Origin of the sequence: Nocardia anaemiae NBRC 100462 (genome assembly GCF_001612725.1) — a bacterium.
GTDB lineage: Bacteria > Actinomycetota > Actinomycetes > Mycobacteriales > Mycobacteriaceae > Nocardia > Nocardia anaemiae.
This window is the reverse complement of sequence record NZ_BDAZ01000032.1, coordinates 37,893-54,847: the sequence shown is the minus strand read 5'-3', so window position 1 is coordinate 54,847 and position 16,955 is coordinate 37,893. Positions and strand designations below refer to the sequence as shown.

The window sequence follows — 16,955 nt, the reverse complement described above, 5'->3', positions numbered from 1 at the left end:
GGTGTGATGCGAAACGCATCTGGCTGACAAAAGAGACCTCGTGATAGAGGTCATATGCCGATGTCGGCGTTCGACAACCACACCGAGTGTAGGGGCTCGGCCCGCAGCAAGGGGTTTATCGTCAGGGGCCGAGAGCTGTTAGCCCAGCGTGCTGTAACGCACAAAGCCGCCGGTCCGGCGGTCGGCTCTCCTTCAGCGTTCGCGGCCGAAACGTCGGCAGCACATCTCGAGTTGACCAGCTGCGTTCTCGGCCAACGCTTCTCCGAGCGCGGCGCTGATGCCGCCCGAACTTGCCGCTGCAGCCGAGGAGACCGCCAGGTTTGTCGCCGATGCCGTCGCTGAACCGTGTCTGTGGTGTATGCCACCGCTCGCCTCGGCCGGATAGGCCCCAGCATGATCGGATCGAGCATCGGCGATCAGATCGGTGCCATCCGTCACATCGAGCGTCGATCCAGCGCGACGACCGACAAACCCGCACCTGCGGGCTCCGCTGCGCAATGTCGGCACGCCCACCTTTACCGCATTCGTCGCGGTGCGTGGTCGACTTGTCTGCGATCTGAGTAATGGGAACCTGAGAATCAATCGAGTCATCGGTTGTTGCCCAGGGATGCCCCGTGCGGATCGCGCCCACAATATGGGAAAGCTCGCGTGGAATGTGGTGTTCGATCGCCGTGCGGCGGATGCGCGGTGCCATGAGTTGACCGGAAAACGACTCAGGCGTCCGGTATAAACCGGACGCCTGACAAGGTGCCCCCAGTAGGGCTCGAACCTACGACCTGCGGATTAAAAGTCCGTAGCTCTACCAACTGAGCTATAGGGGCGCGGATGGACAGTGTAGTGGGCCGAGCGCGGATCGGGTAACCGGGGGCGGGGCGCGTCGGTCCGGGGGCTCGGTGTGGGATCGCTCGGGGCCATCGGGTACCGGTGTCGAGTGGTGCTGGCGCACGGGGTAACACGATGCGTGCGGGCAGCGATGCTGCCGGTAAACATTTGGTACCCAGCTTTGTTCATTCCTACCGCGCCGGGCTACCATCCAATCATGTTGCGTACCAATGTCTTTGGATTTGCGGGGGAGTCGGGCCAGTGCGCGGGGGAACGCAGCGAGGCGACTGGCCGGTATCGCGCGGTCGGCGTCGCGGCGACCGGGTCGCTGGTCGACTCGGGTGAACAGTGCTGAGTCGCTGGCGAATTCGGAAATCCGAGGCATCACTTTGATCGATTGCGTGAAGTTTGCTGTAACAGATATCCGGAGGTTTCGGCCGCTGGAGTCTTCGGTTTGCCGCGTGTCGGATGGCGTTTCCGGGTACGGTGACGACTTGGTGAATTACGGAAGAATCGCCGACTTACCCGGCGATCCGGAATTCGGCTTATCGTTGGTGTGCCCGAACGTGTCGCGGCCGGTACGGCCGATCGCGACTTCCTACGAGTCGACGCCGGGGGAGGCAGATCCGAGACGAAGTAATGCCCAGGTGCGCACCCCCTGCGGCGCACCTGGGCAAGAAAACTATACCAGCTGGTGTGTTTCAGGATTTTCGCAAGTTTTCGTACCGAAAGTTTGAAACGGGGCGAAATCCCGGTTTGAAGTATTGATAAAACTCATAACTTCGCGCCAAGGGTCCGTTCCTTTTGGGGCACCGATTGGCGACGAGTAGGCTTCGGAGGCGTTTCGAGCATGGCACGGCAGCAAGAGCGGGCCCGCCGGACACGCGCGGCGATAATCAGGTCCGCCGCCGTTGAGTTCGGGAAGAGCGGCTATGCCGCTGCATCGCTCAACCGCATTTTGGAAGGTTCACGCGCCACCAAGGGCGCCATGTACTTTCATTTCGATTCCAAGGAAGATCTCGCACGCGCGGTACTCGAGACCGCGGTCGACCGATACCGCACATCGGCCGAGCGTTGGCTTGCCAGAACGGATCTCGGCCCACTCGACGTCCTGCACGGGATGGTCGACGAAGTGGCACTGCGACTCGAGCACGACATCATCGTGCAGGCCGAATTCCGATTGATCATCGAACCCGACTTCTATCGCGATGTGCAGACCGGGGGCGGTCGCATACTCGGCCGCGCCACCCGGGCGCTCGCGGTCCGCGCCATCGATCAGGGGCAGCTGCGCGCCGACGCCGACCCGGACCGTTTCACCCGCACCATTTCCGCTGCCCTGGCCGGTCAGCGTTATCTGATGGACATCCTCGGCAGCGGGGTAGATCTGCGGTCCCGCTTCCAGGAGGCGCTCGAGGTCGTGGTCGAGGCGATGGCCACCCCGGAATGGGCCGAGAAGTTCCGCAACGACGGCTGGCGTGCGCAGGCCCGACTCGAAGAGCTCGGTTTGGGAGCCTGAACAGCCGATTTGGGAAACGTGGCCGGTCTGTCATAAGCTATCCCAGCTCCCAACGGACAGCCGTTGAAGCCGGTCCGGAGAAATCCGGGGCGAGCCCCCTTCGTCTAGCGGCCTAGGACGCCGCCCTTTCAAGGCGGTAGCGCGGGTTCGAATCCCGTAGGGGGTACGGTCTAAGGATCGTTGGAAGCAACGCAAGGCCCTGTGGCGCAGTTGGTTAGCGCGCCGCCCTGTCACGGCGGAGGTCGCGGGTTCGAGTCCCGTCAGGGTCGCAAAGTAAGCGCCGGAGCAATCCGGCGTTTCGCGTATGGCATTCACCACGGTGCCTGCGGCCAGGTAGCTCAGTTGGTACGAGCGTCCGCCTGAAAAGCGGAAGGTCGCCGGTTCGATCCCGGCCCTGGCCACCAAATCCTCTCGACATATCACCAGGTCGGGGGGATTTTTGGTCTCATCCCCTGTATGGGCATCGGCTCATCGTTGACCGCTGTCGACCGCCGCGAACCGGGGCTTGGTGCACGTGCGGTGCACGCCCGAATTGTGATATTCGCCTCTTTGGCTGGTTCGCTCATCGATAACCGCGCTATCGAAACTTTGTTCGATTCGGAGTAGTCTCCCGCCTATGCCGGAATTCTCTCGCCTGGACTGGGCACGGATGAACCTGGAGCAGGTGCGCGGGCAACTCCTGGACGCCGCTGCGTTCGGCAAATGGATGACTCCCGACCAATTGGAGAACGCAGCTGGGAAGATCGCCGAGGGCATAAGGATCTACGCCGAGGAAACTCGGAGCTCTCGCGGATAGATCACCTGTCCGTCCGACACCTACTTCCCCGGCTTCCTCATACTGGCCGTCCTGTGCTGTGCAGGGTTAGTCAAAGGTGCCGTAGGCATCGCGTAGCGACGCGAAGCGCTCACCCGGACTGAAGTCAGATCATGGGGCCATGAGGAGGCGGGAACCCAAGCCGGGATGTGGTTCTCTAGGCGTGAGATTCGTGGTCTGCTGGCGGGGTTCGTGTCGCTCCTCCAACACGATGTCTGACAGCATTGCATGAGCGAGTTGGCCCGTGAGGCTTAGAGGAGCCCACATCGAGTGGACTCCCCTCGGACTCGGCCCGGCTCGAACGGGCTGCCACCCCCTCCAAGCGGGCGCATTCATCCGGAGCCAGTGCGCCTTGGGCGAGGACGTTCGAGAACGTTAGCCGCCGATCCACGCGATGGCCCGCCGTAAAGGGCGCGGTGTCTCCTCGTTGTGGCCGGTTCAGGACGCGAGCGTGTCTCCGGGGGTGTTAGGTACGGCGTTGCGCGATCGGGCCGTCCTGCTGGTACTGCGCTTTGCAGGCTGGGGCGCTCCCATTTTGCGCACTGCGGCGTGGCCGCTCCTCTGTGTGACCTTGTCCCAGGGAGCGGCGTGGTGCAGGTGTGCTCGTTGTCCGGTGTGGTGTCTTACGCGCGGAGCCGCTTCCCGTGTCTGGCGTTTCGGGTGTGGCCATCTCGTGCCTACAGGGGGGCGGATCTCGAAGGTTGGGGTGGAAATTGGGGGTCTGTTGATCATGGTGGTGGGATGCTGGTGGGATGGCGGAGAAGTGGTATTACTGCTTGAAGCATCAGCGGGCCGAGAGTGGGAAGCAGTGTTGGTTTCGGGATCGGATGGGGCCGTATCCGGATCAGGCCACTGCTGAGCGGGCGTTGGAGATCGTGCATGCGCGCAATGCTCGCGAGGACGCACGGGATCGGGATTGGCGCGATGGGGATAAGTGAGGGGGCGTCAGGGGTGGTGCGCGGCAATTGATTTCGGGGGCGAGTCGGTGGGGTGGGTGACGCGATTCGCGAGGTAGTCGGCAGGTCGCGGGTATTCGGGTGGCGGCGGGAGCGTGCGGGCGCTCAGGTGGGCTTCAGTTCGATCAAGTACGGTTCTTGGCAATCAGACGAGTGCTCCGGGTCCAGTCGTGGGTCTGCGGGCTGGAACAGGTGAGCAGGGAGGGCGACCCTTGAGGGTTACCGTTGTTGTGCCGACCTACAACGAGCGGGAGAATCTGCCGGTTGCGGTGGAGCGGCTGACGGCGCTGCCGGTGCCCGATCTGCATGTGCTCGTGGTGGATGACAATTCGCCGGACGGGACCGGTGAGATCGCCGACAAGCTGGCGGTCGAGCTGCCGAATGTCGTGGGCGTACTGCACCGCACCGAAAAGGACGGATTGGGCCGCGCCTACGTGGCCGGGATCACCCGGGCGCTGGACGAGGGCGCCGATGTGGTGATCCAGATGGACGCCGATCTTTCGCATCCGGCCGAGGTCATTCCGGCGATGCTGGAGAAGCTGAACACCACCGATGCCGGTGTCGTGCTCGGGTCCCGCTACGTGCCCGGCGGCTCCACCGCAGAGGAGTGGAAGTGGTACCGCAAGGCGCTGTCCGCCTGGGCCAACTTCTACGTGAACCTGATCCTGCGCCTGGGCGTGAAGGACGCGACCGCCGGATTCAAGGCGTGGAAGGCCGACACGCTGCGCGCCATCGACGTCGCCTCGATTCGCAGCAACGGGTATTCGTTCCAGGTCGAGATGAACTACCGCACCGTCAAGAAGGGCATCACGATCGCCGAGGTGCCGATCCGGTTCGAGGAGCGCACCCTCGGCGCCTCCAAGATGAGCCTCAAGGTGCAGCTGGAATCCGCCCTGATGCCGTGGAAGCTGCTGTTCGGCCGCTCGGTCTGACACACCGACGACTGGGCACCCCGTCCGCCAGGGCACTCGTCCGCCAACTCAGGGGGCGCCTGTTCGCAGCCGGGCACCCGTCTGCCATCCAACCGGGCATCCTTCCGCCAGTTGGTCGCCCTGGCCCCCAAGTGACGGGGCACTTGTCCGTGAGCCGGGCATCCCGTCCGGCAAGCAACCGAGTACCGGCCGTGAGCTGGGCACCCGGTCCGCCGAGTAACGGGGCATTCGTCCGTGAGCTGGGCTCCTCTTCCGGCCACCGTCGTCAGCCGAGGATCCGGCAGTACGGAGCACTCGGCGCACGGGTGCATAAGTGAAGGCGCGGATCGCGTCAGTGGTCCGGCGACGGCCAGTTCAGCAGGGTGTCGGTGTACAGCTGACGAACCGCTTCGACGTTGCCGTCCATATCGGTCGGGTCCCAGCTGCTGACGTCGATCGGGTCGAGGATGGCCACATCGACGGTGCCCTTGCGCGCGACCATCGAGTTGCGCCAGTTGACTTCACCGGCATTGCGGATCACCACCGGGATCACCGGCACCCCGGCCTGGATCGCGATATGGAAGGCCCCCTTCTTGAACGGGCCGACGCCTGGCGTATACGACCGGGTGCCTTCGGGTGACACCGCGATCGATAGCCCGTCACGCAACGTCTGCACCACCGGTGCCAGCGCCGCCTTGGCCTGCGTGGTGTTCGCACGATCGATGAAGGTGACGCCGACGAAGCGCATCAGCGGGCCGAAGATGGGGTTCTTCGTCAACTCCTTCTTGCCGATTCCGGTGACACCGCCTTCGAGCACCTTGGGCACGATGATCACGTCGAATTGGCTCTGATGGTTGAACAGGAAGACGGCGGGCCTCGGGGCGCGGGCGTTTTCCGCACCGCTGACCCGCAGTCGGATACCGGTCGTGCCGAGCGTCGCGCCGGTTCCGTAGGCCATCAGCGCATCGGCCATCTTCCGGCGCTGGCGCGTATACGACTTGCTCAGCACACCGACCAATGCGCCCGCCAGCAGCCCGGCGAATCCGGCGATGGTGCGCAGATAGTCGATCGGGCGCGGTGGTCGGCGCGGACGGAACGTCAGTACCGGCCAATTCTGTTCTACGGCAGCGGTAGCGAGCTGGCGATCCGGGTTTACCGCCACCGGATGTCCGACCACCGAGAGCAGCGGCAGATCGGCGATGCTGTCGGCGTAGGCGTAGCTGTGGGTGATATCCAGCGCGTGCGCCGCGGCGAATTCGCGGACCGCATCGGCCTTGCCGTTGCGCCACAAAGTTTTCCCGTCCGCGTAGCCGGTGAGCACACCATCGGTGGTCGCCATCCGGGTGTACAGCACGTACTCGATGCCGAGTTCGGCCGCGGCGGGTTCGACCTGGAATCGGGTCAGCGCGGTGACGAGCACCACGGTGTGCCCCGCGGCCTCGTGCGTCCGGATCAGCTGCCATGCTTCGGGGTACAGATGTCCGTAGATCTTTTTCCGGAACAGGTGCGTGCCCAACTCGTCCAGCTCGGCTTCCGGTTGATCGGCCAGTGTCCGCATGGCCTGCTGGAGGAACCGGCTGTATTCGCCATCGGTGAGTTCGTTGCGGATGCTGTCGAGGAGTGTGTCCGTGGCGGTTGCGCCCTTATTGCTCCGGAATGTCCGCCGCCACAGCGATGGCCGCCCGAAACCATCCACAACGGCGGCGAAGTCGAAGACCGCGGCCACCTCCGGACCCTGTGGTCCAGATCGGATCGCGGCGATGGCGCCCGCGAGGTCCCGGGGGACCGCGGGGCTCTGTTCGGCCATCAGGCCCCCCGCACCGGAATGTTGGACGGATCCAATGCGGCCGCCTGCGAGATCCGGGTCGCGATGATGCGCAGCTGACCGGCGAATTCGGTTCTGCGCCGGGTCAATTCGGCCCTCGGCTTGGCCGAGTCGTGACTCACGGGGGTCAACAAGCCGTGGTTATCCGCGAGTTTGAGTGCGCTGGAGAACAATTCGGTGGAGACCGATTCCGGGCTGTGCAGGCGCTGCTGCAGCAGCATCTGCTTACCGACCGCGACGCATTCGTCGATGAACTCCTTGCGATCGATCTCTTCGGCACTGTCGTGGGCCGCCAGCCGCTCGGCCACCACCAGTTGCGCTTCGACAAATGCGCGCAGCACGCGGTGCGCCATAATGAACCCGGAGGCGGTGAGTTTGTGCAGAATATCCTCGCCGAGGGTGTCCGCCGCGGTGTGTTGGTGCCAATCCGGGTCCACCAGCAGCATTTCCGCGGTCATCTGCGCCGAGAACTCGGCCCGCTCCGGGAAGAAGAATTCGAACTTCAGCAGATCGCGCAGTCGGAAGGCCTCGTCCCAGCCGGTCCGCAGCTGATCCGGCGCCTGCGTTTCCAAGGCACACAGGATGGACAATTCGAGGATGGCGCGGTTGATGAACCAGTGCACCGCGCTGTTGCGGTAGAACGCGGCCTCCAGATGCGCACCCGATTCGATCGAGTACACCGGTTCCAGCCCGCCGCGATACACCGTCACGACCCTGGCCAGCGACAACTGCTCGAGTACCACCGCGAGACTCTGCTCGTCGCGCAGCGCCGCCAACTCGCCGCTCGGCAACCCACGCTTGTCGATATAGCGCAGCACCGGGGCCAGCACGGTACGCACCTCGCCAAGGGTGAGCGCGCGCTCGTGCACACCCAGTAGCGCCAACGTGACCAGCGCGTTGACCGTGATCGGGGTGACCGCATTGATACCGACGGCAACCTCGAAGGCCAACCGTTGCACGGCCTTTCGCTCCAGCTCGGCGACCTCCGCCGACGCGGTGTCATTTTTCGGCTCGGTTCCCGCCGCTTCGGTGTGGTGCAGCGGAATGATCGTCGGCGGTGGGGTGAGCGGATCCCCATATGCGGCAAGGCGATCGCGTGCCGACAGTGGTTCGCCGAATCGCACATAGACGTGTCCGGCCGAATGCTGTTGGCTGCGTACATAACGCGCCAGCCAGGCCAGCCCCTCGGGCTTCTTCTTCCCGCCCACTTGTTCGGTGGCGATGGCGCCGAGTTCGTTCAGTCGCTCATAGGTGATCGAGACCGGGACGAGCATGACATCGTCGATCCGATTCGAACGGACCGCGGCAGCAAGGTAATTCAGCAATCCATAGCGCGGCGGCCGCAACTTGCCGGTGCGGGTGCGGCCGCCCTCGAAATACCACTCCATATTGAATCGCTTGGCCAGCAGGTAGGCGAAGTACTCCTCGACCACCGCCTTGTAGACCTCGTCGTCGCCGAAGCTGCGCCGGATGAAGACCGTGCCGGTGCGCCTGGCGATCGGACCCATCGGCCAGAAGCTCAGATTCGCGCCGCCGATCACATGATTCGGTGGAAAGTCATTGCGGGCCAATACATCACCGAGGACGAACGCATCGACGTAGGACCGGTGCGATGGCAGGAAGACCAGCGGATGGTTCCGGTTCAACGCGCGCAGCCCGTCCAGGCCGGAGTCGTCGGAGTCGACCTTCCAGGTCGAGGCGTGGATCGGGCGCATCGCCTGGGTGAACAGATCCGAGACCAGCCTGCTCTGGGCTGCGACGAGTTCGTTCAGCGCCTTCTCGGTCCGCCGATACACCTCGTGCGGACTCGTACCGAGTTGGTCGGCGATGAGTTCGAGCCTGCGCAGGAAGTCGGGGGAGTCGAGGATCTCCTCGGCCACCAGGCGGGGCACCTTGTATCGGTCACCGATGACGGAACGTTCGGCGCGTTCCAGGGCCACGACCGCCGCGCGCACGATGGCGCGGGCGAACGGCTCGGCGGAGCCCTTCATGAGCAGCGCCGCCGCCTCCGGATTATTGGCGCGCAATTCGCTGAGCAGGGCGGGCTGGCCGGTGAGCACCACGTGCCGGTCGGGCGATTTGCCGACCAACCGGCGTTGAGCGAATCGGTGCGGCTGGCGTGGATTGGTCAGCATGGCCAGGTCGGCGAAGGTGATGCGGCGGACCCCGTCGCGTTCCGGCGGCAGCCACAGCACCCGGATCGGCACGACCAGCGGATCGTCGCGCCGTCCGACCAGCCGATCGCCGATCGCATCCGCATCCAGATCCAACTGGGTGATGGGTGCGTCGACGCCGAGTTCGTGTTTGATGCCGCCCTCGGCCAGCCAGGTGCCGACGAGTTCACGTTCCACGCCGGAGCCCGCATCGATCAGTGCCACCACGGAATCGGGTGCCGCCGCTCGAGCCGGAGCGGGCGAATCCCCGCGGTGATCGATCATGACTCCTATTGAAGCCCGCCAGTGGATTCCGCGCAGGAACTCCGGTGGGTGAGTTGGCATCGGGGCCTCGACACGGCGTTTGCAATCGCGGCCGATCGCGCTCGCGAACTAGGCTGCGCGCATGGATTGGGCGTTACGCGCGTGCGGCTGGCACGGCCATTACACCTATGCGCCGGATGAGCAGGATCTGGCGCAGCGACTGCATGTTCAGACGGTGGCCGGTGTCGCGTGGCGGTGTCTGCGCTGCGGCACTTTCGTACCCGGTGAACCGGTCGGCTCGGGGCCCGCCGACCATGCGCCGGAGGTGCCGCGCGGGCGACTGCTGCGGGACCGCTGGCTGATGCGGGCATTGGCGATCGAACGGTTGGCGCGTGGCTTGCTCTTGGTGGTCGCCGCGCTCGCGGTCTTCAAATTCCGGTCCTCGCGCGAGGATATGCGGGCGGCCTTCGACGAGGAACTGCCGCTGCTGCGTCCGCTGGCCGATCAGATCGGCTGGGATATCGACCGATCCAAGATCGTGCATCTGATCGATGACGCGTTCTCGCTGTCGAATACCACGCTGCTGTGGGTTGCCATCGGCATCCTCGCCTATGCGACGCTGCAGGCGATCGAGGCGGTTGGGCTGTGGTTGGTGAAGCGCTGGGGTGAGTACTTCGCGGTGGTCGCGACCAGTATTTTCCTGCCGTTGGAGATCTACGAGCTGACCGAGAAGATCACCGTGCTGCGCATCGGCGCACTGCTGATCAATATCGCCGCGGTGGTCTGGCTGGTCTACAGCAAGCGGTTGTTCGGAGTGCGCGGCGGCGGGGCCGCGTACCACGCGGAGCACAGCACGGAAAGTTTGCTGAGCGTCGAGCGGTCGGCGCTTGCGGTGCCCGCGGAATAGCCAATTGCTGTGGTCTGCAGCACAGTAGCGGTCTAGGAAGGTAATGCTAACCTTATTTTTCTGAGTTAGGTCAGCATAACCTTGGAGGATCGTTGTCGACCACGGAGCGCTTGCGCGGTGAGTATGTGACCGATCCGGCGGCAGCGATGTCCCGGCTGGCGGCGGCCGAGCGCTTCGGCGAATACGTGATGTACGAACGGCCCGGCGAATGGGTATTCGCGGCGGATCCGCTCGGCAGCGTCGAACTCGACGCGCACGAATTGCGCATGTCCTGGGTCGGGCGCGACACCACCAGTGCCTGGGAAGGCAGCCCGGCGCAGGTCATCGACAACGCGCTCGCCACGCTGCCACTCGGCGGGCGGCGGGCCTATGGCTGGATCGGATTCGAGTTCTGCGCATGGGCATTGGATGCGACGCGGCATCTGCATCCGCGAACCGCACTGGCCCATCTGATGATTCCGCGCATCGAGGTGCGGGTCGGTGGGTTCGGCATCCGGATCTCCGGCGCGACACCGGCCGAGGCCGACGACATTCACGATCTCATCGCCGCCGCGCAGGAAACCGAACTGCCGCAGGCGCATCCGGTCGACGTGCGTCTCGATCCGACCGGATATCGCGAGCGGGTCGCCGAGGCGGTCGCGGAAATCCGTTCCGGCCAGTATCAGAAGGTCATCCTGTCGAGGAAGGTCGATCTGCCGTTCGCGGTGGACATCCCGGCCAGTTACCGGCTCGGCCGCGCCAACAACACTCCGGCGCGCTCGTTCCTGCTTCGCCTCGGTGGACTCGAGGCGGCCGGATTCAGTCCGGAGCTGGTCGCCTCCGTCGACGAGGATCGGGTGGTCACCACCGAGCCGCTCGCCGGTACGCGCGCCTTCGGACTCGGCGAGGCCATTGATATGGCGGCACGCGCCGAACTCGTCACCGATCCCAAAGAAATCGTGGAGCACGCGATTTCGGTGCAGACCTCCTTCGCCGAGATCGCCGAGGTGGCCGATCCCGGCACGCCCGCGGTCTCCGATTTCATGGCGGTTCGGGAACGCGGCAGCGTGCAGCATCTGGCCTCCACGGTGCGCGGACGGTTGGCCGCGGACCGTTCCAGCTGGGATGCGCTGGAGGTTTTGTTCCCGTCGGTCACGGCGTCCGGCATTCCGAAGCGGGAAGGTGTCGATTCGGTATTCCGCCTCGACGGTGCGCCGCGCGGCCTGTACTCCGGTGCCGTGGTGACGATTGCGCCGAGCGGTGCGATGGAGGCGACGCTGGTACTGCGGGCGGTCTACCAGACCACCGAGGGCGCGTGGCTGCGCGCGGGCGCTGGCATTGTCGGCCAGTCGCGGCCGGAGCGGGAATTCGAGGAGACCTGCGAAAAGCTGGGCAGTGTCGCGCCGTACGTGGTCAAGGCCTAGCAATTCGAAGTCATACCCATCAAGGTGGACCCACATTCCGAATCATCTGGTGGGGCAACCCGGTTTATCCGGGGTTCGGATCGGGGGTGGCGATATCGGACTCACGCCACCCCCGATCGTTCCGCTCAGCCCTGGCTGGCGCGCAGGGCCTTCTTATCGATCTTGCCGACAGCGGTGATCGGGAGTTCGTCGGCCGGGCGGAGCAGGTCCGGGAGTTTGTAGGTCGCCAGTCCGCGGTCGGTGAGGAACGACTTCAGCTGCGCCAGGGTCGGCATCTCACCGTCGACAACCAGGATGGCGCAGACCTTTTCACCTAATGCGGCATCGGGAAGGCCGACGGCGGCGGCATGCCGGACGGACGGGAAGGCGAGCAGATGTTCCTCGAGTTCGTCGCAGGAGATGTTCTCGCCGCCGCGGTTGATGACGTCCTTGATGCGGCCGGAGACGATCAGATGGCCGCTCGGCAGTCGGCGCACGAGATCGCCGGAGCGGTAGTAGCCGTCGGGGGTGAAGGCGCGGGCATTGTGTTCGGGGGCGCGGTAGTAGCCGCGGATTGTGTAGGGGCCCTTGGCGAGTAGTTCGCCCTCTTCGCCTGGGGCGACGTCGTTGCCATCGGCATCCACCACCCGCACCTCGTCGGCGGGCGAGAGCGGACGGCCCTGGGTGGTGCAGACGATATCCGCGGTGTCGTCGAGGCGGGTGTAGTTGAGCAGGCCCTCGGCCATACCGAAGACCTGTTGCAGTCGCACGCCCAGAGCGGGCGCCACCGCACGCGCGTTCCCTTCGGCCAGCCGCGCGCCGCCGACTTGGAGCAGGCGCAGTGAGCCGAGGTCGGCGTCCTCCCACTCGGTTGCCGCACACCAGAGTTGGGCCAGCGGCGGCACCACCGCGGTGACGGTGACGCCATGGCGTTCGATGGCGGCGAAGGCGCTTTCCGGGCTCGGATCGGTGACGAAGGTGACGGCCGCGCCGACCGATACCGTGCCCAGGATGCCCGGGCAGGCGAGGGGGAAGTTGTGGGCGGCGGGCAGGGTCGCGAGGTAGACATCGTCCGCGGTCAGTGCGCAGACCTGCGCGCTCGCGGTGGCGTTGTACACGTAGTCGTCGTGGGTGCGCGCGATCAGCTTCGGCAGGCCGGTGGTGCCGCCGGAGACCAGCATCAACGCGATATCGCTCGGATCGATGTCGGGGAGTGAACCACCGTCGCGGGGAATCGAATTCAGATCGGTGAGGGTGCCCGGATCGCCGAGTACGAGAATGTGGCGCAGGATGGGGACGGCCGAGCGGACCGTTTCGGCCAGTTCGCGGTAGTCGAAGTCGTCGAGCCGGTCCGCCACGATGTAGGCGACCGCTTCGGAAAGTCTGGCCAGATGCTCGATTTCGGCGCGGCGATGGGCGGGCAGGGTCAGCACCGGAATGATTCCGGCGCGCAGCAATCCGAACAGGACCGTCAGGAACTCCGGCACATTCGGCAGTTGGACGACCACCCGATCGCCCGGCGCGATGCCGAGTGCGAGTAGTCCGTGCGCCATCCGATCGGCCTCGGCATCCACCCACGCGTAGGTGCGCGTGCAGTCGGTATCGAGCAGTGCGGTGCGGTGTGGGTGCCGGGTCGCGGTCGCGCGCAGCAGGTCGCCGAGTGGGCGGCCGGTCCAGTAACCGGCCGCGCGGTAGGTCGCGGCGTCGGCGGACGGGAAAGGGATGTAGCCGTCGCGATGGGTGGGCGAGGTGGATGTCGAAGTCACGGTCTGCCTCACAAGGTTCTGCTGCCTGATTAGTGTTAGGTTAGGCAACCCTATCTCAATGCGATAGGCTACCGCCGAGCAGTCTCGATCCGCCGGATGCGGCGGCGACCAAGGAGTGACAGCGCCAAATGGAGCCAGCACAGCGACCGGAGGACGGGGCGGGAATCGGCCGGGACGAAATTCGCGCGGCCATCGCGAAACAGCTCGACGTACCGGTGGAGACGATCGCCGACGGCGATGATCTGATCCAGCTCGGACTGGACTCGATTCGCACCATGAAGTTGGCGGGCGGCTGGCGCAAGCGCGGGCTGGAGATCAACTTCGCGCAGCTGGCGGCGGCACCGTCGGTCGCGGAGTGGGCGCGGTTGCTCGGCGTCGAGGAGTCTGTCGCGACGGTGGTCGCACCCGGGCCCGTTGAAAACGTCGACTCCGAAGACGAATTCGCACCGTTCCCACTGGGTTCGATGCAGCACGCCTATTGGATCGGTCGCTCCGAGGAGCAGGATCTCGGTGGTGTCGCCGCGCACCTGTATGTCGAATTCGACGGTGCCGCCGTCGATCCCGAACGGTTGGCGCGGGCCGTGACGGATCTGGTCGCGGTGCATCCGATGCTGCGCACCAGGTTCCTCCCCGACGGTACCCAGCAGACAATCCGCACTCCCGGCCGACCGGTATTCTCGGTCGTCGATCTACGCACGCATGCCGAGGCGGAGGCCGAGCTGGATCGCCTGCGCGACAACAAGACTCATCAGCGGCTGGCCATCGAGGACGGCCAGGTGCTCGATGTGACCCTGAGCCTGCTCGCCGACGGCCGCACCCGGCTGCATCTGGATGTCGACATGATCGCGGGTGACGCGATGAGCTATCGCGTACTCGTCGCCGACCTCGCCGAGCTCTACCGCGGCGGCACGGTACCGCCGCAGGGTTACAGCTATCGCCGCTATCGCACCGAGCGCACGGTGGATCCCGTTGCCAGGGCACGCGATAAGCAGTGGTGGCGCGATCGGCTGCCGGAGCTGCCCGGCGCACCGGAACTGCCGACCGTTCCGGTCGGCGAACGCGCCGAGCCGCATCGGACCGTGCGCTATAACCACTGGTTGGAGCCAGAAGCCAAGGGCCGATTGCTCGCGGCCGCACATGCCCGTGGGATTACCCCAGCGATGGCATTGGCCGCGGTCTTTGCCGAGACCATCGGCGGCTGGTCGGCGTGCAGCCGCTTCCTGCTGAATGTGCCGCTGTTCCACCGGGAACCGGTGCATCCGGATATCGACCGGGTGATCGGCGATTTCACCTCCTCGATCATGCTGGAGGTGGATGTCACCGACAACGTGACGGTCACCGAGCGGGCCAGGGCACTGCAGCGGGCGATGCACGAAAGTGGCGCGCACACCGCGTATTCCGGGTTGGAGGTGCTACGCGATCTGGGCAGGCAGTGCGGCGAACCGGTGCTCGCGCCGATCGTCTACACCAGCGCGCTCAACTTGGGCGAGTTGTTCGCCGACTCGGTCACCGAGACCTTCGGCGAGCCGGTGTGGATCATCTCGCAGGGCCCGCAGGTGCTGTTGGACGCGCAGGTCACCGAGGTGCGCGGCGGACTGCTGCTCAACTGGGACGTGCGCGAATCCGCATTCCCCGTGGGCATGATCGACGCCATGTTCACCAGCTACACCGAGGCGATCGGCAGGCTGGGCGCGGGCGAGGCGGGCTGGAGCGCGGAGGCCGCGGTGCAACTGCCGGTCGCCCAGGCTGCGGTGCGCGCAACGGTGAACGCGACCGATGGGCCGGTCTCCGGACGGGCGCTGCACCAGGGCTTCTTCGACCACGCCCGCAGCGCGCCCGACGCACCCGCGGTGCTGTGGCAGCGCGACGGCGTGGATGACGGCTGGAGCTATAGCGAGCTTGCCGCACAAGCGCTTTCGGTCGCGGCGGCGCTGCGCGATATCGGGGTGCGGGCGGGTGAAACCGTCGCGGTGCAGCTGCCGAAGGGGCCGGATCAGATCGTCGCCGTACTTGGTGTGCTCGCGGCGGGTGCGGCCTATGTGCCCATCGGTTTCGATCAGCCGGTCGGGCGGCGCGCGGAGATCCTGCGCACCGGTGACGTGGTCGCCGCGCTCACCGTCGACGGCGCCGATATGGGTCGCCCGGAGATCACCTGTCTGCCGCTCTCGGCTGCGCGTATCCATCGGAATCCCTTGTCCGAGCCGGTGATTCCCGATCCGGAGTCGATCGCCTATGTGCTTTTCACCTCCGGCTCCACCGGTGTGCCCAAGGGCGTCGACGTGCCGCACCGCGGTGCGATGAACACCATCGACGCGGTGAACGAGTGGTTCGAGGTCGGCCCGGCCGACCGCGTGCTCGGACTGTCCGCGCTGGAATTCGACGCCTCCGTCTACGACATGTTCGGCATGTTCGCCGTCGGCGGTTCGGTGGTCGCGCTGTCGGCCGCGCAACGCGAGGAGGCGACCAGCTGGGTGGAATTGCTGACCCGGCACCGGGTTTCGATCCTCAACTGCGTACCGAGCATGCTCGATATGATCCTGGAGATCGGCGGTGACCATCTTGGTGATTCGCTGCGCGCGGCCACGCTCGGCGGTGACTGGGTCGGCGCGGATCTGGCGCGGCGGCTGGCCAGGCAGGTGCCGGGCTGCCGGTTCTCCGGTTTGGGTGGCGCCACCGAAACCTCCATCCACAACACCATTTGCGAGGTCGCCGACCCGCCCGAGCATTGGGCCACCGTTCCGTTCGGCGTTCCGCTGCGCAATGTGCGCTGCCGCGTGGTGAATTCGGCGGGCCGCGACTGCCCGGACTGGGTGCCCGGCGAATTGTGGGTCGGTGGTGCGAATGTCGCGGCGGGCTATCGCAATGACCCGGAGCGCACCGCGGAGCGGTTCGTCGTCCACGACGATCTGCGCTGGTACCGCACCGGTGATATAGCCCGCTACTGGCCGGACGGCACCATCGAATTCCTCGGTCGCGCCGACCATCAGGTCCAGATTCGCGGATATCGAGTGGAATTGGGCGAGGTGGAAAGTGGACTGCGCACCGCGCCGGGTGTGCGGCACGCGATGGCCGCGGTGGTCGGCACGGGTGCGCCGAAGCTGGTCGCGGCGGTCTCGGGGGAGGTCGGGTCCGTCGAAGAGATTATCGCGGCAGTGCGAGATCTATTGCCCAGCTACATGATTCCCACTCGCATCGAGATCCTCGAGCAGATGCCGTTGACCGACAACGGCAAACTGGATCGCCGCGCGGTGGTCGCGCTGCTGGAGCCCGATGCGGCCGACGCGGTGGACGCGCGCCCGCGCACGCCGCTGGAGTCCGCGCTGGCCACCATTGTCGCCGACGTGCTCGGTACCGATCGCATCGGCGTGCACGATGATTTCTTCGGCGCGGGCGGTGACTCGGTGCTGGCCACCACGGCTGTCGCCAGGATCCGCGAATGGCTGGAGGTCGACCACGCGCTGGTCGCCGACCTGCTGGTCGGTCGGACGGTGGCCGGGTTGGCGGGGCGACTGGTCGAGCGGGAGACCGGCCGTGGCACGCCCGATCGGCTGGATGCCGTCGCCGAGTTGTACCTCGAGGTGCTGGCCATGACCGACGAGGAGATCCTCGCCCAGGCGTGAGCCGCGCGCACTAGACTTG

The 16,955-nt window shown here is 65.7% G+C and carries 10 protein-coding genes and 4 tRNA genes; 10 read left to right on the top strand and 4 right to left on the bottom strand.

Annotated features, from left to right (window positions below; translation table 11 throughout):
- Positions 1 to 748: 748 nt before the first annotated feature.
- Positions 749 to 821: transfer RNA gene (locus NA5_RS20145), tRNA-Lys, on the bottom strand.
- A gap of 851 nt (positions 822 to 1,672) precedes the next feature.
- On the opposite strand from NA5_RS20145, the gene NA5_RS20135 reads away from it, so the two are divergent.
- The 7 genes from NA5_RS20135 to NA5_RS20105 all read left to right on the top strand — a co-directional run bounded on the left by NA5_RS20135 (position 1,673) and on the right by NA5_RS20105 (position 5,040).
- Positions 1,673 to 2,338: a TetR family transcriptional regulator gene (locus tag NA5_RS20135; RefSeq protein ID WP_062988309.1), complete on the top strand. Its 666-nt coding sequence runs from the start codon at positions 1,673 to 1,675 to the stop codon at positions 2,336 to 2,338.
- A gap of 93 nt (positions 2,339 to 2,431) precedes the next feature.
- Positions 2,432 to 2,504, top strand: a tRNA-Glu gene (locus tag NA5_RS20130).
- Between the two features lie 29 nt (positions 2,505 to 2,533).
- Positions 2,534 to 2,607, top strand: a tRNA-Asp gene (locus tag NA5_RS20125).
- Between the two features lie 58 nt (positions 2,608 to 2,665).
- Positions 2,666 to 2,742: transfer RNA gene (locus NA5_RS20120), tRNA-Phe, on the top strand.
- Positions 2,743 to 2,954: 212 nt separating this feature from the next.
- Positions 2,955 to 3,134 (top strand): DUF6374 family protein, encoded by a 180-nt coding sequence (locus tag NA5_RS20115; RefSeq protein WP_062988307.1) that lies wholly within the window; start codon positions 2,955 to 2,957, stop codon positions 3,132 to 3,134.
- A 770-nt stretch (positions 3,135 to 3,904) separates the two neighbouring features.
- Positions 3,905 to 4,090, top strand: coding sequence for a hypothetical protein (locus NA5_RS20110; RefSeq protein WP_062988306.1), 186 nt, complete (start codon positions 3,905 to 3,907; stop codon positions 4,088 to 4,090).
- A 230-nt stretch (positions 4,091 to 4,320) separates the two neighbouring features.
- Positions 4,321 to 5,040 (top strand): polyprenol monophosphomannose synthase, encoded by a 720-nt coding sequence (locus tag NA5_RS20105; RefSeq protein WP_281201729.1) that lies wholly within the window; start codon positions 4,321 to 4,323, stop codon positions 5,038 to 5,040.
- Between the two features lie 331 nt (positions 5,041 to 5,371).
- Here NA5_RS20105 and NA5_RS20100 read toward each other — a convergent pair whose 3' ends face one another.
- Together NA5_RS20100 and NA5_RS20095 are read right to left on the bottom strand one after the other, a co-directional pair.
- Positions 5,372 to 6,826: an HAD-IB family hydrolase gene (locus NA5_RS20100; protein WP_062988302.1), complete on the bottom strand. Its 1,455-nt coding sequence runs from the start codon at positions 6,824 to 6,826 to the stop codon at positions 5,372 to 5,374.
- A complete protein-coding gene (locus NA5_RS20095; protein ID WP_062988300.1) occupies positions 6,826 to 9,282 on the bottom strand; it encodes a glycerol-3-phosphate 1-O-acyltransferase in 2,457 nt (818 codons plus the stop codon). The genes NA5_RS20100 and NA5_RS20095 overlap by 1 nt, the downstream gene beginning before the upstream one ends.
- A gap of 121 nt (positions 9,283 to 9,403) precedes the next feature.
- Here NA5_RS20095 and NA5_RS20090 point away from each other — a divergent pair, with 121 nt between their 5' ends.
- Both NA5_RS20090 and NA5_RS20085 read left to right on the top strand, forming a co-directional pair.
- A complete protein-coding gene (locus tag NA5_RS20090; RefSeq protein ID WP_062988299.1) occupies positions 9,404 to 10,168 on the top strand; it encodes a DUF2127 domain-containing protein in 765 nt (254 codons plus the stop codon).
- A 92-nt stretch (positions 10,169 to 10,260) separates the two neighbouring features.
- Entirely contained in the window at positions 10,261 to 11,571 is a 1,311-nt protein-coding gene (locus NA5_RS20085; RefSeq protein WP_062988297.1) for a salicylate synthase, read from the top strand.
- Between the two features lie 125 nt (positions 11,572 to 11,696).
- On the opposite strand, the gene NA5_RS20080 is transcribed toward NA5_RS20085, so the two are convergent.
- Positions 11,697 to 13,316 carry a (2,3-dihydroxybenzoyl)adenylate synthase gene (locus tag NA5_RS20080; RefSeq protein WP_062988423.1) on the bottom strand — a complete coding sequence of 540 codons (1,620 nt, stop codon included), beginning with the start codon at positions 13,314 to 13,316 and terminating at the stop codon, positions 11,697 to 11,699.
- A 128-nt stretch (positions 13,317 to 13,444) separates the two neighbouring features.
- On the opposite strand from NA5_RS20080, the gene NA5_RS20075 reads away from it, so the two are divergent.
- Entirely contained in the window at positions 13,445 to 16,936 is a 3,492-nt protein-coding gene (locus NA5_RS20075) for a non-ribosomal peptide synthetase (protein WP_062988295.1), read from the top strand.
- Positions 16,937 to 16,955: the final 19 nt, after the last annotated feature.

Excerpts from the sequence above, each read along its gene's own strand:
- NA5_RS20110 (WP_062988306.1), top strand. The coding sequence starts at position 3,905 with ATGGCGGAGAAGTGGTATTACTGCTTGAAGCATCAGCGGGCCGAGAGT.
- NA5_RS20135 (WP_062988309.1), top strand. The coding sequence starts at position 1,673 with ATGGCACGGCAGCAAGAGCGGGCCCGCCGGACACGCGCGGCGATAATC.
- NA5_RS20095 (WP_062988300.1), bottom strand. The coding sequence starts at position 9,282 with ATGATCGATCACCGCGGGGATTCGCCCGCTCCGGCTCGAGCGGCGGCA.
- NA5_RS20090 (WP_062988299.1), top strand. The coding sequence starts at position 9,404 with ATGGATTGGGCGTTACGCGCGTGCGGCTGGCACGGCCATTACACCTAT.
- NA5_RS20115 (WP_062988307.1), top strand. The coding sequence starts at position 2,955 with ATGCCGGAATTCTCTCGCCTGGACTGGGCACGGATGAACCTGGAGCAG.
- NA5_RS20075 (WP_062988295.1), top strand. The coding sequence starts at position 13,445 with ATGGAGCCAGCACAGCGACCGGAGGACGGGGCGGGAATCGGCCGGGAC.
- NA5_RS20100 (WP_062988302.1), bottom strand. The coding sequence starts at position 6,826 with ATGGCCGAACAGAGCCCCGCGGTCCCCCGGGACCTCGCGGGCGCCATC.